This is a genomic window from Sphingopyxis sp. (assembly GCF_019459305.1).
Taxonomy (GTDB): Bacteria; Pseudomonadota; Alphaproteobacteria; order Sphingomonadales; family Sphingomonadaceae; genus Sphingopyxis.
Genome location: NZ_JAIBES010000047.1, coordinates 1 through 22,822, shown reverse-complemented (window position 1 = coordinate 22,822; position 22,822 = coordinate 1). Strand labels below are relative to the sequence as shown.

Below are 22,822 nucleotides of genomic sequence, written 5' to 3'. Positions count from 1 at the left end.
TGCGCGGGTTTATCTAAATTTTATTTCATAAGCGTGCAAAAAAGCCACCGACGATTTTTGGTCGGTAGCCATGGACAGGATTTTTCTGGTCGCCATGTGGTAGGGCAGCCCCGTTTAGGCAAAACGCTGACGGCAATGCTGGACAGGGCCCGGCGAAGCAACAGCCTCCAAATGCGGAGTAGGCTGCGGGCCGATGGTAGACTTGATACGATGCGCGGCTGGGCCGGTCGTTGCTAAGCGGCGTCGGCCGTTTCGACGGCGAACCGGCGGCACATCTCGTCGATGAATGTCCCAGGCGCCGGCGGGGAATCGCGAAGCCCCTGGAGTCGCGAATGCCACATGTGAACCGCCACCGTTTGCGTCGTCAGCATCGCTTTGACCGTTGCAGCGGGTTCGTAAAGCGCCAGCGCATCTTTGTAGCGGACCGGGTAGAAAACTTCGGGCGTCTGCGCATACGTCATCAACTTGTTGCGTTTGATCGCATATGTGAGCAGCCCGGCGCTGAACGTGCCCCACGGATAGTCCTCGAGCTCAATCAACCCCTCGCGCAAGCGCCGCCACAAAAAATGCAGCCGCCGCCGCGGTCCCCACCAGGGCGGCACCAGATTGGGACGCGGGATAGTCTGCAGGTCGTGCACCAGCGCCGAGTCCGCCGGCGCGTAGACCACCGCGTTGTTGATCCACCCCTCATATTCGAGGCCGAAGAGATAGGGCGCATCGGCAGGCAGCGATTTCAAGAAGATGAAATCCATATCGACCCAGCAACCCAGCCCCTTGGCAAGCAGTTCGATGCGCCACAGATTGGCGCCGAGTGCGACCGAACCGCTGTCACGATAATGCAGAAGGCGTTCGCGTGGCATCACCTCGGCGGCATCGCGCAAATCGGTTCCCGGCGGCACCCCGGCGAGGGCGCCAGGGTCATAACTCCACAGCGTGAAATCATGACCCGCAGCCTTGGCCGAGGCGAGACACAGGCGCTCAAGATAATTCAATCGCGGTCCGACCCACAGCGAATTCAGATGGAGAGGCGTCATCGCTATCCTTTGCGGCGAAATGGGGAGAGGGGTTGCGATCGTCGCAACTGACTTTGGTCCGCCCGGCGGATCGGGCGTCGGCGACGTTTTGGCAGGACGGAAGGCGAGCGATCGCCTGTTTGGTCCGACCATTGCCCATGCTCTTGCTGCGCCTCGCCGTCGCAGGTTTTGGTATGGTCGCGGCTTATGGCAGAGGAGTCGTCTCCAAAACCGAAAGCGCCGCCGATAATACGGGTTACCGCGGCTGGATCGTCAGGACTTTTCTCTCGGCTCGGACGCGGTTCGTCAGCATTATAAAGGCGGATCACGTCCTGTGTGCGGCTTACCAATGATCCGTGATTGGGAATATAAGCACCTGATTTGCAAAGAAATATCACCATGCGCGAAGAGGACTAGTCGTCGCTCGCGGCGCGTTCATAATATTTGCCGTAATTGGGTCCGCCATAGCCATAGCCATAGCTGTCGCCCAATCCGCCTTGATAGCGGTTCAGGATCGTGCCGATGCAGGGCGTCGGATACAGCATCGCCATCACATCCTGGACATGCCGGCGCGTCGTCGTGCCCGCATCGACCACCAGTACGAAGCCGTCGAGCTGCGCCAGGCTGATCATCGCGTCATCATTGGCGAAGGCCGGCGGCAGGTCGAACAGGATAACCGATGCTTCGCTGCGATCACGGAGCGTCGTTATCATTTGCGTGAACCGCTCGCCTGCGAGCAACTCGGCCGTGTTGCGCGAGCGCCGTATGGTCGGAAATATCCCGAGCCTGGTCCCATCGATGCGACGGCCGATCCCGGCAAGGGTGTCGATCGTGCCTTCGAGATAGCTCTCGATTCCATGTTCGGGGACGAGGCCGATCTCGTCGGCGAGCGAGGCCCGCCGAATGTCGAGGTCGACCAGGAAGATCGGTTCCTCGACCACCCGCGCCAGCGAACTGGCAAGGTTCATCGACAGAAAGGACTTGCCTGCCGCCGGGGTCGCGGACGTGATGCCGATCAAGCGGTGACCGTCTTCCTTGAGCTTTTTGGCGAAGCTGGTGCGCAGCAGATTGAATGGTCGCGCGCGCGCGTCGCGATTGTCGAAGCCGATGATTCGGTGCTTCCTGATCTCGGTCACTGGCGGGGTAAATTCCGTCAAGCTGGCCAGCGTCAGAAATTCCGGGTCAATTGCGGTAGGCAGTTCGGCGTCAGCCATGGGGAAACCTTCGGGCATTGGGTATCAGCGCTTGGCGCGCGACGGGATGAAGCGGCGCCAGCCGAGGCGGCGGACCGTCGTGACCTCGATAATCGGGATAATGCCGAGCGGCGCCGCGCCGAAAATCGACTTCAGCGCTGAGGGATCCCGGATCGGACGGAGCAAAAGCTCGACCGCGAGCGCAAGGACAAAGCCGAGGCCGAGGCCGCCGCCGATCCCGATCGCGGCGATCAGCCAGCGGTTGGGCCAGCTCGGCTGGTCGGGAATGACCGGTGGTTCGACCACGGAAAGCCGTTCGGTCATTTGTTCGTCTTCGGCGCGCACCCCGGCCCGGGCCGACATCAGGCGGTTCTGGACCTCGTCATACTGCGAATTCAGCGCATTGAGCCGCTGCTGAAGTTCGCTGATCTGCTGCTGCACGAGCGGAGCTCGTGCCTGCGCCGAGAGCTGCGAATTGATCTGCGCTGTTTCACCGGCTTTCGCGGCGCGCAGCGCTGCAATCTGTTCGTTGTTGAAACGGATCTGTTCGTCGATCGTATCGAGCGGCAGCTTTTCACTGTTGGATTTGGCCAGCTTTCTTGCTTCGGCGAGAGCCTGCTTCGCAATCACAACATCAGGATGTGTGTCCGCGTATACCGAGCGGGCGCTGGCCAGCCGTTGTTCGGCCGCGGCGACCACCGGGTCGCGCTGATCGCTCGTTTGCGCGACGTTGCGCTGCTGGATAAGCAACTGGTTGTCGCGCTGCAAGGCCGCGATCTGGACGTCGTAACTCCCAGTGCCGCCGCCCATGATGACACCGCCACCGGACAGGGCGCTGCCGTTGCGCGCGTTGATCTGCGCAATCTGCGACTGCAGCGCCGCTATCTGTGTTTCGAGCCCGGCCGACTGGTCGGTGAGGAACTGGACGGTGTTGGTGGCTTGCTCGGCGCTGCCGCGGGCGTCGAGCTGGAGCACCCGGTCCATGAGATCCTGCGTAACCGCCTGCGTCTGCGCCGGCTGAGAATATTCGAACGCAAGCTCGAACGAAATTGTCCGGCTATCCGTGCTGCGTCCGGGCAGAATCGCTTCGGCAGGTGTCAGGGTTATCGCAGAGCGCATGTCAGCGAGCACTTCCGACAGCGGCTTGCTCTGGCGCTCGCTCGTATAGAGCCCGTGGCGCTCGATCAGCTGGATCAGATCGGGGCGCGCCGTGATTTGTTGGCGAATCGCCGCCACGCGGCGGTCGATCATGTCGCCGCCGTCGAGCCCGAGCACTTCTTTCGGGAGCTGCGGCGATTCCACCAGCATAATCGCGTTTGACCGATAGGTGGGCTGAATCAGTAGAGCGGCCGCGACAGCCGCGACAATGCCGATGACTGCGGGAAGGATGATGAACCAGCGGCGCTGCCAGAGGATGACGGGCAGTTGCTCAAGGAAATTGCCGCCCGCTGCACTGTCGTCGAGCGGGGGATCGTACAGGGTTTCGTCCACTAGCGCAGCTTTCCAAACTTCATCGTCAGCCCAAACATGATTGAGTAATTGGCACGGCGCGGCTGCAGATCGTCGAACAACTTCGCGTAGCTTGGCGTGACGGTCATTGCGACGCGTTCGCTGATATCGCGGCTATAAGTAGCTGAGGCGCCGACGAAATCGGTGACCCGCACCAGAGGGAGGCCCGCGCCATCCTCGTTGGTCCGGCCATAACGTGCCCCGAGCGCCAGCCGATCGACCCGGCTGAGCCGTGCGTCATAGCTCAGCGCGGCGGTGGTGACCGTCGAGACGCCCCCGAGCGCGGTCGGTTGCGCGCTGCGGCTGGCCGACAGGCACAGTGACCGGTTCGGACCGCGATCGCAAAGGCCGAGGCTACCAGCAAAGGTGACGCGCTCGCTATGACCGCCGATTACCGCCGTCCTGACAAATGAAATTCCCGCGTCGGCAATCAGGTTCATGCGTTCGCTGAGCTGCTGTTGCACGCCGACGCGCGGCGAAACAATCAGACTGTCGCCCGTGCGTCGGCCGAGATAATCAACGCCCCCGACCTGCGTTCCCATCGTCACGCTGGTGCGCGGCGAAAGCTTACGTTGATACCCCAAATAGGCCGAAGCGCTGCGATAGTCGAAGCCGGCATCGTTGCCGACATAAGTTCCATTAAGTTCGACGCCCGCGTTGACCCCGCTAAGTTCGTCGAGCTCGTGGGCGATGCCGATGGTCGTCCCGATGCTCGTCGTGCGCGCGCGCGTTCCGGCAAGCGTGGTGTCAAGGATCGGGCTCACCGGCGGCACCAGCGGACCGGGCATATCGCTCGGCGTCGGCGCAAAGATCAGGCTATCGCGCAGCGCCGATCGGGAAGTGCGCGCCGAAACGCCAATCTCCAACTGCGTCCGTTCGTCAAGCCTGCGGACTGTTGCCGCCTCGAGTGCGCCTGAAATATCGTTGCCATAGCGCTGAAAATATTGGGTTAGGAGTAAATCGCCGCTGAGCCGCGTCTCTCCTAACTCGTCTTCGATAAAGACCGACGGGGAAAGGGCGATGGTTGCCGATCCTGAAGTCTTGCTATTGCCGTCCAGAAACGGATTGGTCGCTATACCGCCCCCCACCGACACATCGAGCGTCATCTCCGGCGGCGACTGGGCAAAAGCCGCCGACGCACTGCACGCGCAGACTGCGGCGATCAGGGAAGAAGCGAGGTACTTCAACAAGCGAATCCTTTGCTCCATCAGCGAACGATTACCGTATCGCCTGTTTCGATCTGTAAAATGTTACCACCAGCCACATCGCGGGAGTCGGTTCCGACCTTGAACAGCGACGCAAGCCGCGCGTTAAGAGTTCGCAGCTGGCTGCCCGACTTACGGATGATCAGCACGTTGTCGAGATTGGCAAATTCTGCCGGGCCGCCTGCCATGCTCAGCGCCTCGAGGACGTTGACATAACGCCCGGGGCTGAAGGTGCCAGGCGACTTGACGCGGCCCATCACGGAAAATTGCATGCCCGATGGCACAACAACCGAGACGGTGACTTGCGGCACCGCGCCGACATATTGCGCGCTTAGACCGGTGGTAATCAGCCGTTCAACGTCGGCAGGCAAGAAACCCTGAACCACGATCTGGCCTACCAGGGGGAAGGCGATGGTACCGTCGGGCAGCACCTTGACCTTGCGCTGCAAACGTTCTTCGCCCCAGACATAGACTTCCAGTTCATCGCCAGCGTTGATCCGGTAGGTCGACGCGGGGGAGGGCTGGGCAACGGTGGCGCCGGCTGTCGCGGGCCGCGGTTGGATTGCCGGACTGCTGACGGACTGCGCCTGTACGCTCGACGTCATCGTTATTGCGGCGGCGAGCGCCATCATGAGCGGACGTCTGATCATTCGGGTGTACCTTATTGAGCGGTCGACAGTTAATTCGCCGTGTCTATAAGATGCTCTAAAGTTTTTGGCTAGCTTGTTAACTCTAGGATCTCCGCACCTTGACCCAGTTTGGGAAGCTCCCGTTACCCCTGATCCAGATTGCCGTCGGGACATTATTGCTCGCCGCGACCGCATCACTTGCGGGATGCGGCGGCTCGGCCGTCGCGGCCGCAGAAGACGCCGCATTGGCGCAGAACCTGCTCGGTCAGAACCGCATCGCCGAAGCGCGGCTCGCGATCAAGGAGGCAATCGAGCAACGCGACGACGAGCCGCAATATCATCTGTTGCGCGGCCGCATCGAAATGGCAGCCGGCTCACGGTCGGGCGCCTTCAGTGCCTATAGCGACGCGATGTCACTCGATCCGACGAACATGGAGGCGCTGCAGGCAGTGTCGCAGCTCGGGCTCCAGACTGGGAATTTGCGTGAGTCAATCGAGGCGACCGATGCCATCCTCTCGCTGACGCCCGACGAGCCCGGCGCGCTGCTGATGCGCGGCCTTCATGCCGTTATCCGCAAACGCTATTCGGAGGCCGATGGCATTGCCGACCGCATTCTGGCGCGCGACCCCAACGACGAAGGGGGCGTGATCCTCAAGGCGCGCATCGCGGTCCGCAAGGGGGCACCGCAAGCGGCGCTGCAAGTGCTCTCGGGCTTCGGTGTTACGAAAACCAATACTTGGGGGGTCGTGGTGACGCGGCTCGAAATCTACCGCGTAATGCGCGACGCTCAGGGGATGCGCAGCCAGTTCGCGCTGCTGCGCAACCTCGCATCGGGAGATCCCGATCTGCGGCTCGATGAGGCCAATTTCGCGTTCAAGGACGGGCGCGCGAGCGAGGGTATCGACCTGATCGTTGCGGCGTTGGCCGATCCCAAAGCCACTGCCGAGCGGATCGCGCAGAGTCTCGCGCTTTGGCGCGAATATGGCGACGTCGGGCCTGCCGATGCGAGCCTAGCGCCCATTGCGTCCACCGGATCGATGGCAGCCCGGCTCGCGACCGCGGAGTTTTTGGCCGAGCGCAACCGCCTCGCTGCAGCGCGGCAGTTGCTTGCAGGACTGAAGGTCGGCCAGCGCAAGGCGATCGATGCGCTGATTGCGGCGCGCGAGGGGCGCTGGTCTGAAGCAAGGCGCCTCGCCGACCAAGTCATCGCTGCAGACGACACCCATTGCCTTGCCTTGACTGTGCGCGCCGAAACCGCCCTGCAGCAGGGCGCCGTCGCCGACGCGCAGCGCGCGGCACAAGTGGCCGCCAGCCAATGTTCCGGGCAGACGCGGGCCTGGATATTGGCCGCCGACGCCTACACGCGCCGCGAGGATATGGAAAATGCCCGCCGGATGTGGCGGCAAGGTATCGCCGCCAATTCACAGGACGCAGAGCTGGCGGGCGCCTATATCGACTGGCTCGCACGCGCAGGGATGGAGCGAGAGGCGGTTTCGGTGGCACGCCGGCTGACCCATGCCGCCCCCGCGCTGCTCAGCGGCTGGCGCCTCTACCGCGATAGCTGCCAGCGGTTCGACCCGTCCTGTCGGCAGGCCGCCGAAGCAGGCCTCGCCGACGCCGCGACACTGTACGCCATCGACTTTGCTCCCGGCCAGGCGGCGCCAAACGGCCTTTTCGGTCGGATCGTCATGCGATGACCTCCGCTGCCGCGGCGCGTTGCGCGTTTCTGGGGGTCGAGTTCGATTGCCTCACGAGGGCGGCGGCGGCCAAGCGCGTCGGGGCGCTCGGCGCGGATGCGGCGTTCGCCTATGTCGTGACCCCCAATGTCGATCATATCGTCCAGTTGCACCGCACTCGTGATCCTGAGCTTGTCGCAAGTTACCAGACCGCCGCGCTGTGCCTGTGCGACAGCCGGATATTGGCCCGGCTCGCGCGCTGGTCCGGGCTCGCGCTGCCGGTGGTCACGGGTAGCGACCTGACGCGCGACTTGCTCCTGGCGGCACTGCCGTCCTGCAGGATCGCGGTTGTCGGAGGTGATACCGCGCTGCACCGCGAGCTTGCAGCGCGCTTTCCCCGATTTGCCTGGTCCTTCCACCAGCCGCCGATGGGGGTACGGCGCAGCGCCGCGGCGCGCGCCGCGATCGCCGACTTTGTCGAAACGGCCGCCGCTGATATCGTGTTTCTGGCGATTGGCGCCCCGCAAAGCGAGATCGTCTGTGCCGAGATCGCGGCGCGCGGCCAGGCGCGCGGCGTTGCGCTGTGTATCGGAGCGTCACTCGAGTTTGTGACCGGAGCGAAGAGCCGCGCCCCCTTGTGGATGCAGCGCGCCAGTCTTGAATGGTTATACCGCCTGCTCAGCGAGCCGCGGCGCCTGTGGCGCCGTTACTTGGTCGACGGGCCGAGAATATTCTTAATCTGGTGGGGTTGGCGCCGCATCAATCCTCCTCGCCCGGACGCCGCGTCCGGTTCCAGCCAGTCTGGCGACGGGTAAAAAAACTGATATAAATCGGTATCTTCCACATCATATATAAGGGAACGCGGAGGAGTGCCGCGAATGGCAGTTCGGTCCGTGCATGCCGCCACCAGGCAACCAACAGCATGGCCACGGCAAATATGTAGGCGGCAATTAGAATGAGAAAGGGTAGCCAATGGCCTGACGCGGTGCCCGTTGCGCCTGCGAGGGCGAGCCCAGTCAAGGCCAGCAGCATCAGCAGTGCCAACGGCGGGACGAGGAGATGGGCGCCAAGCGCTGCGCGGTGGCGCGAGGCCGATGCGATGCCGCCGACCAGCAAGGGTAGGCCTTGCCGGAATGCGGTGAGCAGGAAGCCATGCTCCCAACGGCTGCGCTGCGCCCGACTGCTCGCGAGCGCTGCAGCGGGGCTCGTTACCTGCGAGCGTTCGTCGAGAACGACGGCAATGCCCTGACGCGCCAGCCAGAGGCCGAGACCGAGATCCTCTACCGCATCGCTCGTCGCCAGCGGCAGTGTGCGGAAGAGCGGCCAGGGAAATGCCATCCCGGTCCCGAACAGCAGACTCCCGCCAGCAAGGCGGACAAGGCCGCGTGCACGGACCAAGTTTTTGATGAGCACTGCGAAGTTAGATACGGCGACCAGAGGCGACGCGGTGCCGTTTGTGGTCAAAAGATACGCCGCCTGGACCGGTCGGTCGCGCGCAATCGCGTGGGCGGCGAGACGCTCGGCGCTGCCAGCGGCAAGGCGGCAGTCGGCATCGACTATGATCACGACATCAGGCGGATCGGCAGCGACCTGGTCGCGGCCGAATGCCAGCGCATATCCTTTGCCGCGACGCGTGGGATCGTCGCGTTCGGCCACTCGCGCGCCCGCTGAGCGCGCTGCGGCCGCGGTTTCATCGCGGCAGTTGTCGGCTATTACGAGGATGTCTGCATTAGGGACGACGGCCCGCAAATCCATGACAGTCGCTCCAACACCTGCCGCTTCGTCGTGCGCTGGGACGAGCAGCAATATGCGCGGCAGGGGCGAAAGAGGTGCGCTCGCCGTGTCGATCCGAAAGAGGCCGAAAAGCAGCTCGACGCCAAGATATAAGAGTGATGCAGACAACGGCACAATGAGAAGCCAGGCGAGGATTTCGATCATGGAACATCCGGCTCTAGCCTATCCTCGCGAAACGGCAAGAATACCCTGCGCCCCCTATCAAAATCACACGACAAAAAATTGAGCGCTTTGCAAGCGGCGCTGTGCGCTTTACCTGCAGCTGAGAATGTGGAGGAATGTAGCAACGATGGCGCGTGAATATTTTTCGGCCCGCAGGGTATTGGTCACCGGCGGCGCGGGCTTTGTCGGTTCGCATCTGATCGATCGTTTGATCGCTGCCGGCGACGAGGTGCTCTGCGTCGACAATCTGTTCACCGGCGCCAAGGCCAATATCGCGCATCTGCTCGGGCATCCGCGCTTCGAGTTCCTGCGCCACGATATCTGCTGGCCGCTGTTTGTCGAGGTCGATGCGATTTTCAATCTCGCCTGTCCCGCCTCGCCGATCCATTATCAGCACGACCCGGTGCAGACCACCAAGGTGTCGGTGATCGGTTCGATCAACATGCTCGGCCTCGCCAAGCGCATCAAGATCCCGATCCTCCAAGCCTCGACGAGCGAAGTCTATGGCGATCCCACCCAGCATCCGCAGACCGAAGCCTATTGGGGCAATGTCAATCCGATCGGCCTGCGCAGCTGCTACGACGAGGGCAAGCGCTGCGCCGAGACGCTGTTTTTCGATTATCACCGCCAGCACAACATCGACATCAAGGTGGCGCGCATCTTCAACACCTATGGCCCGCGGATGCATCCCGCTGACGGCCGCGTCGTCTCCAATTTCATCATGCAGGCGCTGCGCGGCGACGACATCACCATATTCGGCGACGGATCGCAGACGCGCAGTTTCTGTTACGTCGACGATCTCGTCGAAGGCCTACTCCGCTTGATGGATTCGCGCGACGGCTTCACCGGTCCGGTCAACATCGGCAACCCGGTCGAATTCACCATTCGCGAGCTGGCCGAACTGGTCATCGACATGACGGGCTCGCGCTCGAAGCTCATCCAGTTGCCGCTGCCCTCCGACGACCCGACCCAGCGTAAGCCCGACATCACGCTGGCGCGTGCTGAACTCGACTGGGAGCCGAACGTTGCGCTGCGCGAAGGTCTCGGCAAGACGATCGCTTATTTTCGCGAGCTAGCCAACTGATCGCCGCTCAGCGAGCAGGCCAGCGATGAAATCGCGGTACTGGTCGGCGATGGTTGCCCATGAGAAGCGCTCGATGCCGTCCGGCTGCCCTTCGCGCAGCCGCCCACGCGCGAGGGCGGTCCGCAGCATCGCGACCAGCGCCCGCTGATCTTCGGTATCGCAAAGAAATTTGCCGCTATCGCCAAAGATCCAGCGCAGGCGCTCGCTGTCATGGCCAATGACAGGGAGTCCGCTCGCCCAGGCCTCGATGAAGACATTGCCGAAGGATTCGAGCAGCGACATGTGCAGAAACGCGTCCGCCGACCGATAGAGCGCCGGCATGTCGCTCGCCGCGAGGCTGAGACGCTTGAACCGCCCGGGCAGCAGGTCGGCAGCGAGCGCTTCGCCATCATTGCGCAGCGGACCATCGCCGGCGACGACGAGAAAGGCATCGTCGAGCTGGCTCACCGCCCGGATCCCGTCAAGCACCCGTTTGGTGTCGATGAAGGCGCTGACCATCAGCACGATCGACTTGTCAGCTGGCAGTCCGAAGCGTTCGCGCTCCGCTACGCCAGGGATAAAGCGATCGAGATCGACCCCGTTGGGAACAAGCGCGCAGCGCCATTGCTCGCGATTGCGTTCGAAATAATCGGGATTTGTGCACACCAACCCGTCACAGCGAAAGCTGCGATATTCGGAGTTGGAGGCATAAGCGGGCCAGTCGCCATTCTGGGTGACAAAGATCTGCAGCGGGCTTGCCGGGGACGGGCGCCGCAAGGCCCAGTGGGTGAAGGGGAAGGAGCAGGTCACCACTGCATCATAATCGCCGGGTCGGTAGGCCGCGAGCAGCCCGGGGGTGAAGCTTGCTTCTTCCCACGCCGTTTCGCTGCGCAGCACTGGAAAAAACGGAAAGCGCTCGAACCGTTCTCGCCGGACTGAGCGTATACTGCGAAAATCATATGCGGTTCCGGCGCGCGCCGGACCCGAGCCCATCACCATGACATCATCACCAGTGCGGGCAAGCGCGTCGGCAACCGCAAGCAGCGCGACCTCGGCGCCGCGATCATAGCGGTGGAAGCCGGGGAGGGCGAACAACAGTCTCATCGCATATTGGCTCCTGAACACCGGGCCGCAGACAGTGCGGCCAGGACCGTCGCTGCACCGAGCGAGATCCACAGCCAGCCGATCACGGGCAGGCCGTTCGCCTTACGCTGCAGCAAGGCATCGATACCGCCAAGTGGCGCCATGTCGACCAGAAAAAGCAGGGCTGTCAGCAAGGTAGCCGTTGCCACGCCCGGGTTCGCGCCGTCCGCGGCGGGTCGGCGCAATTTGGCAAGCGCGAAAAGGCAGGCTGCGATTACCAGCAATAGCGCCGCCAGATGCAGCTTGCCGAGTGACTCCGTCGCGTCGCTGACCGCGCTTCGGATCGTCGCGAGAAGGCTGTGTCGCCAGCCGAACGCAGCTGCGAACGCGAAGCAGGCATTGGCGAGCTCGAGCAACGGCCAGGGCCGCCTTCCGGCGACGAGGCAGGCGGCGGGCGCCCCCGCCCCCGCGACGCCGCCTTGCGCCCGCCCCCCCCCCGCCCGGGCCCGCCTCCGCGCGACGCCGCCGGCGGCGCCCGCCGCCGCCAGACACCCAACGCCGATCCATTGTACAATGTCCATGACGCCCCCCTTGGCGGCGCGACCGAATTGCGGTACCGGTCCCGCGCAATCCCGGTCATGACGCGCACGCTGCGCACGTTATGATAACGCAATTCGCGGTGCGATGCGAATGCGCGGCGATGCATCATCGCGGATACCGCGGTACGGCATTTTTATGCGAGCCGCTATCTGTGCCTGCCAGCGGGTTGCGGCCACGCCGCCCGGGCGGCGTGGCGCGCGCGGCCTATTTCTTTTCGGCCGCACCCTTCGCTTTGTCGGCAGCCGGTGCAAAACCCGCCTGATATTCGATTTCGGCCGCCGTGCGGCTTTGCTTCAGCCGTTGCTGCACGGTTTCGTTGAGTTTCTGCTTGCGCAGCGCCTGCACCGCCAGCGGCCGCGCGTCGCTGGCCGACACGGGTTCGGGGCGTTCGCCGACAATCACGCCTACCGTCACCACGCCATTTTCGGGAACGACAAAAGGTTCGCCAGCCGGAAGCGCCCGGATCTGCGCCATGCGTTGCTGGCCGAGCGAGGCAGCATCGACCTGCGGCGTGTCGCGCCGAAACTGGATGCCCATCTGCTGCAACCTCGCGGCGACGGCGTCCATCGAATGGTCATTTTCGAGCGCTTTGAGCTGGTCGACCTTTTCGGGGAGAGCGAACTGGATCCGGTCGATGGTCAGGATCTTGCGTTCCGCGAACATCAGCGGATTGTCACCGATGAATTTATCGATCTCCTGCTGGTCGGGAACTTTCAGCGCGCGTTCGGCGCGCTGACCCATCAGTTGGACCAGTAGCGCATCGCGCAGCTGGCGCTCGCGCAGCAGATAATCGGGGGTCTTGTCGAGGCCGTCTTCGCGCGCTGTTTGCGCAAGCAGGCGCCGCTCGACGATTTTTTGCAGCGCCGCCTGCTGCACGACTTTTTTGTCGACCCCCTCGGGGATGGGCGTGTTGCCCAGTTCGGCGTTGATTTCCTGGAGGGTGATTTCCTCGCCGTTGACAACGGCGGCGACCTGGCCGGTCGCTTCCTTGCCACAGCCGACGAGGGTCAAGCTCGCGAGAACGATCGCAATGCTAGTAGTGCGGTACATGATTTATCCTCTTGCCTCGGGACCGAGAAGCAAACGCTGCATCCTCGGGTTGGAATTTTCGATGAACTGACGCGCGAAACCGGTCAGCAGGCCTTGCGCCTCGCGCGGATCAAAGCCGAGCACCGAGACGCGCATCATCATGCCGTCGGGAACCTCGCCAGCGAGGTTGGCGCGCATTACTGCAATGCGCTGCTCGCTCCATTTTCTGGGGTAGGCGGAGCCGAGGCGCGTGAAATAGGCGACTTGCTCCACCCGGTTCGGGGCGGTCGCGGTGAAAAAATTGGCGGGCACCGAGCGGTTGCTGGCCTCGATCATGATATCGCGCGTCGGCGTCAGCTGGAACCCGCCGACCGGATAGCAGAACTCCGGGCGGTGAACCTGCAGCACGCCGTCCTGCGCATTATTATAGGCCAGCAGCAGCATCACCGGTGGGAGGTCAGGTGCGACATACACGCGCGTGATGAGATTATCGTAAAGCCGGTCGCTGAGTGCATCGGGTGGCGGCAGTATGACCCCGCTTTGCGATACCTCATCCCAGGCACCGAAGCTTTTCGGAACCCATTCCTCGAAACGCTTTTCGGGAATCTTCGGGTTGGCGATCGCGGGCTGCCGGGCAAAGGCAACCGCCGAAGCACCGCCGAGCACGACGCCAAGGAGCATGTTGCGGCGCGAGATGTCGAAGGTGACGGGTGATTTGCTCGGCTCAGCCATGGACTACCTCCTCTTCGGGCGTCTCGATATAGCGGTCCCATAGCGGCTTCAGGATCACATCGAGCCCAAAGATCGTCATGAGCGCGATTGCGAACATCACGATCCCGGCAAAATTGTGCAAGAAACCCTGCGCGGCGGCTTCGCCCGCATGATAAGTCAGCAGGATCAGGATCAACACGCGGAAAAAATTGGCGATGAGCGCCACCGGTACGATCAGCAGCACCAGCAGGAGCGCGTAGCGCCATCGCGCCTGATGTCGCATGTAGATATAGAAGAGCGAAATGGCCGAAAGCGAGATGATCGAATTGATCCCGGAACAGGCCGCGGCGACCAGCAACTCATATTGGCCGATATAGATGCGCACGCCCTCGCCGCCGATCGGATAGCCGAACAGGGTGAGAAACCAGATTGCGGCCTCGGAGAGCCAGATCTTCATCGGGACGGTTACGAAGGCGACGAACGTCTCGGGCGGCGGGAATATAAATGCAAGATAGAAGAGCGGGAACCAGAGCCGTTTCATCACCTCGAAGCCGACGATGCTGTACAGGATAACCAGCACCGCGGCGTACATCAGATAGCCTTCGATCTCGACGATTTGGGTGATCCGCGCGAAGATCTGCAGCGGGATCAGGATTGCGAGCAGCAGCCAGACGATCCCGGACGGTGCCGGCGCGGCGAAGCTAGAGACTTCCCGCCACCGCCGGTGGAGGAGCCACAATCCGGTCAGCAGAACGATCGGTCCATGCGCACCTTCTTCGCCGGACCATGACTGCTCGACGACGAACATCATCGTGGGAACGCTGAACAGCAGAAGGCCGACGAGCAGCACGATTGTGCTCGCCGACACCTGCTTCGGTAGGCGGCTGGGCCGTCCCCCGGCGACTTTTACGTTGGCGACAGTGGCCATTCTTTACTCGTTTATGAGAGGTTTGGCAGGGGGATATAGCAAAGTGCGCGTCCTGCCAATCTTTCCATCGCGCCGCGCCGTGTCGCCCTGATACAGATTTCGCCGCATTGTCCCGCACTTGGACCGGCGTCCACGATAAACATGGGCGCATTGCAGGGGAATCTGGTGTAATCGGCGAGCCGATGAATGCGACCACCCCAATGATTGCGGCTTCGCGCCGCCGCGCCTTCGGCATATCCCTGATGGTTGCCGGTATCGGCGGCGTCCTGGCCGCCGCATTATATGCAGCGTCGCTCTGGGCCGATCGATCGCCGTCGCCGTCGCAGCGAGCAGTCACGGACATCGCGAGGCCATTGCCGCCGCTCCCGGTCCCGCAAGCCTACAAGCCGTTGACCGCCGACGATGCGCTTGCCGAGAATGAAACGCTGCCCTTTTCGACTGCTCCGCTCGAGCGTGCGCCGCCGCTGGTCGTGCCGCTCAATGCAGCGGCCTTCGTCGGACGCCGTTCGGCGATGGATTGCCTGACCGCCGCCGTCTATTACGAGGCCGCCCAGGAATCGGTCACCGGCCAGCGCGGCGTCGCGCAGGTGATCTTGAATCGGGCTCGGCATCCGGCCTTTCCCAACAGCATCTGCGGCGTCGTCTATCAGGGCTCGGAGCGACGCACTGGCTGCCAGTTCACCTTCACCTGCGACGGCAGTCTTGCCCGCCGTCCCTCGCGCGCTGGCTGGGATGCAGCGCGGCAGGTCGCGCTGGCGGCGCTATCGGGTTATGTCGAGCCGGGCGTCGGCATGGCAACCCATTATCACGCTGACTATGTCGTGCCCTATTGGGCGTCGTCGCTCGCCAAACTGGCGAAGATCGACCGCCATATTTTTTACCGCTGGGCGGGGGGTTGGGGACGGCGCGCCGCGTTCCGTCAGTCGGTGAGCCAGGAGCAGTTCTTCGACATCCAGCCACAAATCGAGGGACTGGCCGAGCTTGACAGCGATGTGACGTTGGCCTCGCCATATGCCGGCACGGTGCCGCGCGGGTCGCGGCTGGCCGCCGATGAAACGGCGGGCGCGCTGACCGATGGCAGTGCGTCGGTGCTGCCGCGCAGCGAGGTGGCGCCCTCGATCAGAGCCGACGAGACGCCAGCGAAGCTGGCGGTCGACATGGCGAAGGGCAATCTCAAGGTCGATTGACCCGGGGCAGGGGGCGTAAATGCGCGCTGCCACTCGTGCGCGAACGGATCGCGACCGCGTACATTGCCGGGCTCACTGTAGCGGCACACCAGGATTTCTTCCCGGTCGCTCAGGGCGATGCCGCAGCCAACCTCGGCCGACCGGCCCCAGATCAGCTGGGTATAATGTGAGACGTCCTGCGGGCGACCCGTGCGGCTGTTGCGGGGAAAGACGCCGGGGACGAAATATTCTTTCTCGGCGATCCACAGCTCGACCATCGATTCCGGGCGGAACGCGCCCGGCGTGCCGCCCCAGATATTCTCGCCCTCGAGCGGACGTCCGGGGACATTAGGTGAATGCTCGAAGCGCCCGGTCGCAGCAAGATGATCCGCCCACGCCTGCGCGCGCTGCGCAAGGTCGCCGTTCCAGCGCAGCGCCGGCACGCCGGCGAGCGAACGCTCGCGGTTATGGCTGTCGAGCAATCGGTCGTTGACGGCGCCGAGGCGTGGCTGCGCGCCGGTGAGCAAGGTCGCAGCCATCGCAAGAAAAGCGATTTTTGCTGTCGTGTTGACAAACCGCGACATAGTGCATCTCCAAGAAGCGGGGATGCCCTACTTCCGAATGGACTAAGACGAGGTGGCAGGATTTGGTTAATTTCTGATTAGCTCTTGGTGGCCGTCGGGCGGCGCGGTGCGCCGATATCGGCCGATCTTATGATCTCGACGCTATCGCCGATGCTGGCGGCGTCGAAGAGGCGCTGCGCAAATTTGTCCGGCAGGCCGATGCAGCCATGGGTCGCGCGGCGGCTCGACATCGGGCTGCCGTGCAGCGCGACCCCGGTATTGGTAATGAACAGCGAATGGGGCATCGGCGCATCATAGGTGCGCGAATGATAGTCGCGATGCTTGGAGAGGATCGGGAAACGGCCGAGCGGCGATTCCATCGTGTCGTCGCCATAGACGATCACCGCGGTTCCGATTTCATGTCCGTCGCGGAACACCGAGATCAGCTGGGTTCGCAGATCGACCCAGATGGTGAGCGGTCCCGCCGCGACGCCGTCGTCGTTCCAGCGAAAATCGCCGTGCCGCATCACGCCTTCGGTCCGCAGCAGCGAGCGGACGCCGGCGGGCAACAATCCGCTGCGGCGCGCCGAAGCCTGCTGGGCAGGCGAGAGGATATCGCGCTGTGCGTTTTGCAACTGAGGAGGGGCGACGGTAGGCCGCGCCGACATGTCTGCCGCGCCTGCCATAAGCGGCACGGTCACGAGGCTATTGGCAATCAGGAAGCCCGAACCGATCGCGACAACGATCAGCAGCGCCGCCAGCAGGCCGCGACGTATCATGCCGCGCGCAGCATGCTTTCAGCCGGATTTTTGCGCCGCCGCCGCATTGCCGCCGCGCACAGGCCGAAACCGGTCAGCATCATCGCCCAAGTAGCGGGTTCGGGGACCGGCGCAACTGGCGTCTCGGTGCCGGGCGGAATCGGCTCGCCAGGTGTGGTCGAAGTGGGGGGCGGCAGGATGCCTCCGATACCACCGGGGGTGCCAGGCGTGCCCACGCCGCCCGGCGCGCCGCCGACCGACCCCAGCGGCAGAAGATCGGAGGGAGGAGGCGCCGCCAGATCAATCGGTCCGGGGACGCCTGCCATTTCGCCGAGCGATGCCTCGGGGGTCGTGTCAAATATTTTACCAAGCGCCCGCTGTTCGGGTTCGCCGCCGCCGTTGCCACGGCGACCAAGCAGCCGATCGGTCAGCGACGGCCCCTTGCTCGCCTTGCCCTTGAGAAGATCGGTTTCCGATCGTTCGCCGGGCGAACGACCGAGATAACGATCGAGCGCATCGGACGTCTGCGCCATCAGGCTGCCTCCGTCGCCGCTGAACGCCGGAATGGTCACCGACATCAGCGCGAGCACGAGCATGGCAAGCGCCATCGCCGCGACGCGACGCTTTTCAGCTATAAATGCGATCAACCGAGCCATATCAGTGGCCTAGCGCATATATTACATCGCGTGAAGATATTTGTTTCGGCGCCAGCCCGACATGTCCCGTTCGGGCACAGCGCCAGACCCGCTCGTAAATGAGCGATCCGCAGCAAGGGAACCGATATTTTACGTCGAGAGAGGATATCTATCCATCAGAAAATGCACGATTAAAATCGTTATCTGGAGATGTTGGGCATGGCCGTCCCGCGACCAGCGGACGGCGGGGCGCTGGCTGAGGAGTGACCCCGGGATGTCGATCTGTCCACTTCCCGCCGCGACCCCGCGGACCAAAGTTTTGTAAATATTGTTACATCTTCCGACGGCGAATATGGAACGGCGGACGATTCCGGCGAACCGAATCGGCCCCGGGCGCCTTGACGAGTGCGTCGGTCTCTTCACCTGCAGTTCCTGAGGCGGCGCACCCCGAGTTACAGCCACCCGCCACTTGCTTTGGTGCTGCGGCGCTAGCATTTTGTTAACCGCGTGCACCGACAATGAGGTCATGGCCATTTCTGCATATCTTCAGTCGCCGGCAGCCGATGCCGGCAGCAGGCGCAAGCCGCGCCGCAAACTTCAGCTCAATGTGCTCGCCCATGCCGGCGGTGATGGGCTGGTGGTTACGATTCACAATATCTCTCAGAGCGGGATGCTGATCGAATGTGACGCCGGCCTCGCCGTCGATGACAAGATCGACGTCGAACTGCCGCACGCCGGGGTGGTGACCGCGCGGCTGCTCTGGTCGAGCGGTTCTTTGTTCGGTTGCGAATTCAAATCGCCGATCTCGCCCGCTGCGGTCAGCGCCGCCGAGTTGCGCGGACTGGCTCCGCCGGTATCGGCACCCGAAGGCCCGATGCCGTCGGTGACCAGCGAAGTTCACAACCCGTCCCTCCGGTTTGGCGCGAATCTGAAACGCCTCCGCATTGCTCGCGGTCTCAGCCAGGCCGCCGTTGCGGCCGAAATGGACGTCAGCGCGCCTTCGATCTCGGGCTGGGAAAAGGGACGGGCACGGCCCAAGCCCGACCGGATGACGGCGCTCGCCGCGCTGCTTGGCGTGCCGGTGACCCAGCTGCTCGTGGATCTCGCCTCCGAGCCTTATGAAGATCTGATCGTCCAGGGGCGTGACCGCATTGCCCGCGCGACGGGAGCGAGCCCCGACAAGATCCGGATCTTCATCGAGATTTGATGGTAGCGTCGCACCGCCAGGTGTCTACCGCCAGCGCTTGCAAGCCTGCCATGACTGATGTTCGCACCGCGCCCCTGAAAAACGGCGCCATTGCTGAATGCTGCGATCATCCGCAGGATGGAGCGGTCAATTGGCGCGCACCGCTGCGGCCTTGACTCGCTTGGCAAATTTTAAGCCTTCGAACACCAGCCGATCGACCCGGCCAGCATCGAACTGCGGATGACGGACGATTGCGGTTTGCCTGGACATGGGCTTCGTCGCTTCGCCGTGTTGTCGAACGGAAAATAATAAAAATCAGCGCCGCAAGTCAAAGTGACTTCCGGATGCTCTGCCTCCGCCAGCGCGCGCGAGACCATGATGGTGCCTGCCCCAATGGCCACCTCCCCATCAGTTCCTTAACAGCGATCATAATATTGGCCACAGCGATCTCGCCGAGTGTGTTGGACCTGCGCGGCGCCGTAGCTCCCACGCCGGAGCGCAAGCGATCGGGGTAAGCGACAGGAACGATGGGCCTGATGATCAGGCGAGCGGATTCTTCGGCATTACCGTGTCTTGCGCCAACCCGGCGGCGACATCGGCACGGGCGGGACGGCCGGCCAAACGCCTGCCCAGGGCGTTCCAGCGCCGCTCGTAATGGAACGTCGAGAGATGGGCACATGCGAAGGTGGCCGCGAGGAGGAGTGGGCGCTTGGCATATTTGACCAAGGTGTCGCCCGAGCCGAGCCAGCTGCCTACAAAAATGCCATGGAAGACATAGAGGGCGTAGGATGTCTGGGCGACGTAAACAACGCTGCGCCATTCGCAAAGGGCGCGCAGCCAGCCCGGCGCGTTGTACAACGACGCTCCGATCATTAACGCGCAGATATAGGGCCGCAAATAGGGCAGATAAACGGTCCGCACATCGGCGCTAGCAAACAGCAGGGGAAGCAGCAGAAAGATGCTCGGGCGGGCGACCATGCGGCGGACCTGCTCACCGAACCAGCCTTCATAGATCAGCGCCAGCGTTGCCCCGGCAAGGATCTCGTCGGCTCGGAACCAGGTTACGATCGATATCGGCTCCTGCCAATAGATGCGCGCGCAGGTGATCGCGACGCTCGCGAGCGGGATGATCAGCAGCGCCCGTTTGCCGCCAACGGCAACCAGCAAGGCGACCGACAGGTAAAATTGGACTTCGAGGCAAAGGCTCCAGAAATGTGCGCCCGGAGCCACAAGAGAAGCGGGTGGCAGATTAGCTACGAACAGGAAATTGCCAAAAATCTCGCCGGTGCTTGCGCCGCCAGCGACGACGAAGGCGAGCAGCATGCCGAGCCAACCGAGGGGTACGATCCGCAAAAGCCGTCGGATGAGGAACCGGCGGATATCGCCGTCCTCGATAAGAAATCGGGTGATGAGAAAGCCCGACAAGGTAAAGAACATCACCATACCGGTCGCAGCCGTCGGCTCGTTCAGCTGCCAGCCGCTCGGCCCGATCGGCAAAAGGTGACCGGCAAGCACCAGCGTGATGCTCAGCGCGCGCCAGCCATCGAGCAAAGGCAAATGCTGCAGCGGTGCTGGCCCTGCTCCCCCGAATGACTGCATCAATCTTTCCCGTTTGTCCTTGTCGATTGATGCTACGGGGTTTTTGTCCCCTGTCTAGCTTGGCGTGATCGGTGCTGCGACTTTCCTTCAGCGGATTTTCGCTGCGCGACCTGTCGTGCGAACGGCACCCTGTGGCCTGACTGAGGACGGCGCTGGTCGCTCCAAACTTGTAAGCGGGCGATGTTTTGTCGGTCCTGCGATCGTCTATGTTGCTGATTGGCTCGGCAGCACGCGGCGAGGGGGGGGGAAGACAAAAAAGCCAGTTCGCCCTGCAAGGTCGCCATTCACGGCGCGCTCGCTGCAGCAAGGTCAAGCTCGCGGCGCAATACCCCGCTGCTACTGCAGATCCGCTAAGACGTATCTGACCGGCCCGACCCACCGCGTCACTTACATATCCGATCGAAGCATCTTCTCCGGCTATTTCTGCGACTCAACCCACGCCAGCAAGCCACAAATAAGCACGGTCGGATAGCCAGGGAATAAGGCAGTCGCAGGAACTCCCGGCGCGCCGCTTTCGCTAATGCGTCCATGGGTTTAATCGCAGCGGCCACGCAAAACGACCATTTGGCCATCGTTTTGACCGCCTGATTTCGCATTGCTTGAGCGTAGATTCTGTGCTGCGAAGTGCTTCGTCGGCCTATGAAGCCTCCATGTCGCAATCGCGAGGATAGATTGCCGCAGCACAGGCGACGACCGCTATGCCGACAATTTCCGGCACCGAACTCCAGTCAAATCGGGAGGCGCCGCCGCCTAGCAAATCGCCAAGGTGATGAAACGACGCCGCGCGAAGGAGCGCGAAGAGGCCTATGAATGCGAGACCGACCACGGCAATACGAACGGCATGATCGGCGCGCCGGGTCAGCCAGAGCATTGCAAGCCCTGCCATGGCGGCGGCACCTGATAGGGCGATGACGAAGGCATATTGCGCCGTGCGATGCGCACCATACCAGCCGAAAGCCTTGGCGTGCGCCCGGGCCGCGATCGTGAGCAGCGTGTGCAGATCGAGCAGTTCGTTGACTGCGAGGAAAACCAGCAGCCCCGCGGCGAACTGCCAGAAATGTCGATCGAACGCGGCCGAAGCGCAGCGCGCAGCTGCCCGCATCGACATCGCGGCTGCAAGCAGGCAGGCGGCGACCGTCACCCAGTCTGCCATTTGCGGCAGCGCGATCGAAGCTTGCCATTCGCCGACCAATTTTCTTCCCTTCAATACGGGTCACCCACCCGGGCGTGGCATGGTTAGCACAGGACCTGGCTGGGACAATCGGACTTGACCGGCTGGCGCCCGTTCGTGGTCAGAAGGGTCTGAGCAGAAGTCGCATCCTAACCTCTGGGTGTGCGGTCCCAGCGGGTGATGGAATGGTTTCATATTGAAGCTATCTGGCTTTGATTTCCGGAGTTCTTCGATGGCATCATAGAGTGTTTTTGAAGCGCAGGGCCTTCAAATGCTTTGCGAAGTTATAGGCAGACATTCTGCAAGGCTTATTGTCTTATGAACTTCAACCGCTGGATATGGCCGAAAGACGACTGGCAGCTGTGCAGGGCCAGACCTCGGCTCCTGCAGGCTCGATACCGAGACCAGCCGGTCTTCATGATGGGCGGCATAGAGATCGAGCAGCATGCCCCACACCGGATCGGCAAAATGGTCGGAAGGGAACGCCCCCTGCGTAAAGACCGGGCTGCCCTCGACCGACGGGTGAGTTCAGCGATCACCGCTTCCCACGGAATGGCACCGCGATGCGGCTTCCCGGCCAAGGCCCGATTAAGCCATACGCGGCCCCAGGACCTCCCCGCTACACCAAAAAGGGCCACGTAGTTCTGAAAGGGCCTGGCCTCGGCAGCTGCGCTCGGATTTAAAGGCCGACATCAAGGTTGCCGATAACCCGCCAGAGCAACAACTTTAATTCGTCTGCCTGCTTCTCTGAAAGACCCTTTATCGCTGCTGCATTTATGTCACGGGCAATCGATGCAAGGATTGGTCGCAGCCGCCTTCCATCCTCGGTTACAAAAACCAGCCGCTCGCGGCGATTGGCCGGATTTTTTTCACGGCGGACAAAGCGCATGACTTCGAGGCGGCGAAGCGCGAGGCTGATGGTCGGCTCGCAGGTTTGCAGGACGTGTCCCAGTTCATGCTGCGCCATCCCGTCCGCGCTCCAAAGGTGCCGCAAAACCGCATATTGACCGGTCGTGTCCCATTTGATGGTGTAGGTTCGCCGGCGCAGCCTTAGCGATCTCCGGCCAAGCCGGGTTGATCATGCTGCCATCGCGGGCAACGTGATGATGGCATTATCGCTTAATCCCGAGACGCTCTCAAGGGTCATGT

23 protein-coding genes and 2 pseudogenes are annotated in these 22,822 nt (G+C 62.7%); 6 read left to right on the top strand and 19 right to left on the bottom strand.

The features are described 5' to 3' along the window. Positions 1–233: 233 nt before the first annotated feature. The 5 genes from K0M74_RS05550 to K0M74_RS05530 all read right to left on the bottom strand — a co-directional run bounded on the left by K0M74_RS05550 (position 234) and on the right by K0M74_RS05530 (position 5,552). Entirely contained in the window at positions 234–1,034 is an 801-nt protein-coding gene (locus tag K0M74_RS05550) for a hypothetical protein (RefSeq protein WP_293968923.1), read from the bottom strand. A gap of 392 nt (positions 1,035–1,426) precedes the next feature. Continuing rightward, positions 1,427–2,227 (bottom strand): CpsD/CapB family tyrosine-protein kinase, encoded by an 801-nt coding sequence (locus K0M74_RS05545; RefSeq protein ID WP_293968921.1) that lies wholly within the window; start codon positions 2,225–2,227, stop codon positions 1,427–1,429. Between the two features lie 24 nt (positions 2,228–2,251). Further along, positions 2,252–3,697 carry a Wzz/FepE/Etk N-terminal domain-containing protein gene (locus tag K0M74_RS05540; protein ID WP_293968920.1) on the bottom strand — a complete coding sequence of 482 codons (1,446 nt, stop codon included), beginning with the start codon at positions 3,695–3,697 and terminating at the stop codon, positions 2,252–2,254. Next, positions 3,697–4,902, bottom strand: coding sequence for a hypothetical protein (locus K0M74_RS05535; protein ID WP_293968919.1), 1,206 nt, complete (start codon positions 4,900–4,902; stop codon positions 3,697–3,699). Before K0M74_RS05535 ends, K0M74_RS05540 begins: the two co-directional genes overlap by 1 nt. A gap of 20 nt (positions 4,903–4,922) precedes the next feature. Beyond that, on the bottom strand, positions 4,923–5,552 hold the full coding sequence (locus K0M74_RS05530; protein WP_293968918.1) for a polysaccharide biosynthesis/export family protein: 630 nt from the start codon (positions 5,550–5,552) through the stop codon (positions 4,923–4,925). A 116-nt stretch (positions 5,553–5,668) separates the two neighbouring features. Between K0M74_RS05530 and K0M74_RS05525 the strand changes: the two genes are divergently transcribed. Further along, positions 5,669–7,246 carry a tetratricopeptide repeat protein gene (locus K0M74_RS05525; RefSeq protein WP_293968917.1) on the top strand — a complete coding sequence of 526 codons (1,578 nt, stop codon included), beginning with the start codon at positions 5,669–5,671 and terminating at the stop codon, positions 7,244–7,246. After that, the gene (locus K0M74_RS05520; protein WP_293968916.1) at positions 7,243–8,040 is read left to right on the top strand and encodes a WecB/TagA/CpsF family glycosyltransferase; all 798 of its coding nucleotides are present in this window, start codon (positions 7,243–7,245) and stop codon (positions 8,038–8,040) included. Before K0M74_RS05525 ends, K0M74_RS05520 begins: the two co-directional genes overlap by 4 nt. On the opposite strand, the gene K0M74_RS05515 is transcribed toward K0M74_RS05520, so the two are convergent. Continuing rightward, entirely contained in the window at positions 7,985–9,163 is a 1,179-nt protein-coding gene (locus K0M74_RS05515; RefSeq protein WP_293968915.1) for a glycosyltransferase family 2 protein, read from the bottom strand. The two genes, K0M74_RS05520 and K0M74_RS05515, sit on opposite strands and share 56 nt — an antisense overlap. Before the next feature lie 145 nt (positions 9,164–9,308). Here K0M74_RS05515 and K0M74_RS05510 point away from each other — a divergent pair, with 145 nt between their 5' ends. After that, a complete protein-coding gene (locus K0M74_RS05510; RefSeq protein ID WP_293968913.1) occupies positions 9,309–10,265 on the top strand; it encodes a UDP-glucuronic acid decarboxylase family protein in 957 nt (318 codons plus the stop codon). On the opposite strand, the gene K0M74_RS05505 is transcribed toward K0M74_RS05510, so the two are convergent. The 5 genes from K0M74_RS05505 to xrtV form a co-directional block, all read right to left on the bottom strand. Beyond that, positions 10,254–11,348, bottom strand: coding sequence for a glycosyltransferase family 4 protein (locus K0M74_RS05505; protein WP_293968911.1), 1,095 nt, complete (start codon positions 11,346–11,348; stop codon positions 10,254–10,256). The genes K0M74_RS05510 and K0M74_RS05505 overlap by 12 nt on opposite strands. Further along, complete coding sequence (locus K0M74_RS05500) at positions 11,345–11,743, bottom strand: hypothetical protein (RefSeq protein WP_293968909.1); 399 nt, start codon at positions 11,741–11,743, stop codon at positions 11,345–11,347. The genes K0M74_RS05505 and K0M74_RS05500 overlap by 4 nt, the downstream gene beginning before the upstream one ends. Positions 11,744–12,131: 388 nt before the next feature. Beyond that, on the bottom strand, positions 12,132–12,977 hold the full coding sequence (locus K0M74_RS05495; RefSeq protein ID WP_293968907.1) for a SurA N-terminal domain-containing protein: 846 nt from the start codon (positions 12,975–12,977) through the stop codon (positions 12,132–12,134). 3 nt (positions 12,978–12,980) lie between these two features. Next, positions 12,981–13,688 carry an exosortase-associated protein EpsI, V-type gene (gene epsI, locus K0M74_RS05490; RefSeq protein WP_293968905.1) on the bottom strand — a complete coding sequence of 236 codons (708 nt, stop codon included), beginning with the start codon at positions 13,686–13,688 and terminating at the stop codon, positions 12,981–12,983. Further along, positions 13,681–14,595, bottom strand: coding sequence for an exosortase V (xrtV, locus tag K0M74_RS05485; RefSeq protein ID WP_293968903.1), 915 nt, complete (start codon positions 14,593–14,595; stop codon positions 13,681–13,683). The genes epsI and xrtV overlap by 8 nt, the downstream gene beginning before the upstream one ends. A 182-nt stretch (positions 14,596–14,777) precedes the next feature. Here xrtV and K0M74_RS19805 point away from each other — a divergent pair, with 182 nt between their 5' ends. Further along, on the top strand, positions 14,778–15,782 hold the full coding sequence (locus K0M74_RS19805) for a cell wall hydrolase (protein ID WP_366932634.1): 1,005 nt from the start codon (positions 14,778–14,780) through the stop codon (positions 15,780–15,782). Between the two features lie 137 nt (positions 15,783–15,919). On the opposite strand, the pseudogene K0M74_RS19800 reads toward K0M74_RS19805, so the two are convergent. Then, positions 15,920–16,204, bottom strand: a pseudogene (locus tag K0M74_RS19800) (CAP domain-containing protein); the annotation flags it as partial. On the opposite strand from K0M74_RS19800, the gene K0M74_RS05470 reads away from it, so the two are divergent. Continuing rightward, positions 16,118–16,426 carry a hypothetical protein gene (locus K0M74_RS05470; protein WP_293968941.1) on the top strand — a complete coding sequence of 103 codons (309 nt, stop codon included), beginning with the start codon at positions 16,118–16,120 and terminating at the stop codon, positions 16,424–16,426. The pseudogene K0M74_RS19800 and the gene K0M74_RS05470 overlap by 87 nt on opposite strands. On the opposite strand, the gene K0M74_RS05465 is transcribed toward K0M74_RS05470, so the two are convergent. Together K0M74_RS05465 and K0M74_RS05460 are read right to left on the bottom strand one after the other, a co-directional pair. Then, positions 16,423–17,103 carry a L,D-transpeptidase gene (locus K0M74_RS05465; RefSeq protein ID WP_293968901.1) on the bottom strand — a complete coding sequence of 227 codons (681 nt, stop codon included), beginning with the start codon at positions 17,101–17,103 and terminating at the stop codon, positions 16,423–16,425. The genes K0M74_RS05470 and K0M74_RS05465 overlap by 4 nt on opposite strands. Further along, positions 17,100–17,738 carry a PEPxxWA-CTERM sorting domain-containing protein gene (locus K0M74_RS05460; RefSeq protein WP_293968899.1) on the bottom strand — a complete coding sequence of 213 codons (639 nt, stop codon included), beginning with the start codon at positions 17,736–17,738 and terminating at the stop codon, positions 17,100–17,102. Before K0M74_RS05460 ends, K0M74_RS05465 begins: the two co-directional genes overlap by 4 nt. Before the next feature lie 505 nt (positions 17,739–18,243). Here K0M74_RS05460 and K0M74_RS05455 point away from each other — a divergent pair. After that, positions 18,244–18,924: a helix-turn-helix domain-containing protein gene (locus K0M74_RS05455; protein ID WP_293968897.1), complete on the top strand. Its 681-nt coding sequence runs from the start codon at positions 18,244–18,246 to the stop codon at positions 18,922–18,924. A 126-nt stretch (positions 18,925–19,050) separates the two neighbouring features. On the opposite strand, the gene K0M74_RS05450 is transcribed toward K0M74_RS05455, so the two are convergent. The 5 genes and pseudogenes from K0M74_RS05450 to K0M74_RS05425 form a co-directional block, all read right to left on the bottom strand. Beyond that, positions 19,051–19,173: a hypothetical protein gene (locus K0M74_RS05450; RefSeq protein ID WP_293968895.1), complete on the bottom strand. Its 123-nt coding sequence runs from the start codon at positions 19,171–19,173 to the stop codon at positions 19,051–19,053. A gap of 270 nt (positions 19,174–19,443) precedes the next feature. After that, entirely contained in the window at positions 19,444–20,502 is a 1,059-nt protein-coding gene (locus K0M74_RS05445; RefSeq protein WP_293968893.1) for an acyltransferase, read from the bottom strand. Positions 20,503–21,139: 637 nt separating this feature from the next. Then, the gene (locus K0M74_RS05440) at positions 21,140–21,694 is read right to left on the bottom strand and encodes a hypothetical protein (protein WP_293968891.1); all 555 of its coding nucleotides are present in this window, start codon (positions 21,692–21,694) and stop codon (positions 21,140–21,142) included. Positions 21,695–21,835: 141 nt separating this feature from the next. Next, positions 21,836–21,971 (bottom strand): annotated as a pseudogene (locus K0M74_RS05435) (IS481 family transposase); the annotation flags it as partial. 381 nt (positions 21,972–22,352) lie between these two features. After that, on the bottom strand, positions 22,353–22,700 hold the full coding sequence (locus K0M74_RS05425; RefSeq protein WP_293968937.1) for a MarR family transcriptional regulator: 348 nt from the start codon (positions 22,698–22,700) through the stop codon (positions 22,353–22,355). Between the last annotated feature and the right edge of the window lie 122 nt (positions 22,701–22,822).

Bases quoted from the DNA above. Each gene is read 5' to 3' on its own strand.
- K0M74_RS05505 (WP_293968911.1), bottom strand. From the start codon at position 11,348: ATGAGACTGTTGTTCGCCCTCCCCGGCTTCCACCGCTATGATCGCGGC.
- K0M74_RS05450 (WP_293968895.1), bottom strand. From the start codon at position 19,173: ATGTCCAGGCAAACCGCAATCGTCCGTCATCCGCAGTTCGATGCTGGC.
- xrtV (WP_293968903.1), bottom strand. From the start codon at position 14,595: ATGGCCACTGTCGCCAACGTAAAAGTCGCCGGGGGACGGCCCAGCCGC.
- K0M74_RS05550 (WP_293968923.1), bottom strand. From the start codon at position 1,034: ATGACGCCTCTCCATCTGAATTCGCTGTGGGTCGGACCGCGATTGAAT.
- K0M74_RS05455 (WP_293968897.1), top strand. From the start codon at position 18,244: ATGGCCATTTCTGCATATCTTCAGTCGCCGGCAGCCGATGCCGGCAGC.
- K0M74_RS05470 (WP_293968941.1), top strand. From the start codon at position 16,118: ATGCTCGAAGCGCCCGGTCGCAGCAAGATGATCCGCCCACGCCTGCGC.
- K0M74_RS05545 (WP_293968921.1), bottom strand. From the start codon at position 2,227: ATGGCTGACGCCGAACTGCCTACCGCAATTGACCCGGAATTTCTGACG.
- epsI (WP_293968905.1), bottom strand. From the start codon at position 13,688: ATGGCTGAGCCGAGCAAATCACCCGTCACCTTCGACATCTCGCGCCGC.
- K0M74_RS05495 (WP_293968907.1), bottom strand. From the start codon at position 12,977: ATGTACCGCACTACTAGCATTGCGATCGTTCTCGCGAGCTTGACCCTC.
- K0M74_RS05530 (WP_293968918.1), bottom strand. From the start codon at position 5,552: ATGATGGCGCTCGCCGCCGCAATAACGATGACGTCGAGCGTACAGGCG.
- K0M74_RS05510 (WP_293968913.1), top strand. From the start codon at position 9,309: ATGGCGCGTGAATATTTTTCGGCCCGCAGGGTATTGGTCACCGGCGGC.
- K0M74_RS05515 (WP_293968915.1), bottom strand. From the start codon at position 9,163: ATGATCGAAATCCTCGCCTGGCTTCTCATTGTGCCGTTGTCTGCATCA.
- K0M74_RS05520 (WP_293968916.1), top strand. From the start codon at position 7,243: ATGACCTCCGCTGCCGCGGCGCGTTGCGCGTTTCTGGGGGTCGAGTTC.
- K0M74_RS05460 (WP_293968899.1), bottom strand. From the start codon at position 17,738: ATGGCTCGGTTGATCGCATTTATAGCTGAAAAGCGTCGCGTCGCGGCG.
- K0M74_RS05445 (WP_293968893.1), bottom strand. From the start codon at position 20,502: ATGCAGTCATTCGGGGGAGCAGGGCCAGCACCGCTGCAGCATTTGCCT.
- K0M74_RS05465 (WP_293968901.1), bottom strand. From the start codon at position 17,103: ATGATACGTCGCGGCCTGCTGGCGGCGCTGCTGATCGTTGTCGCGATC.
- K0M74_RS19805 (WP_366932634.1), top strand. From the start codon at position 14,778: ATGAATGCGACCACCCCAATGATTGCGGCTTCGCGCCGCCGCGCCTTC.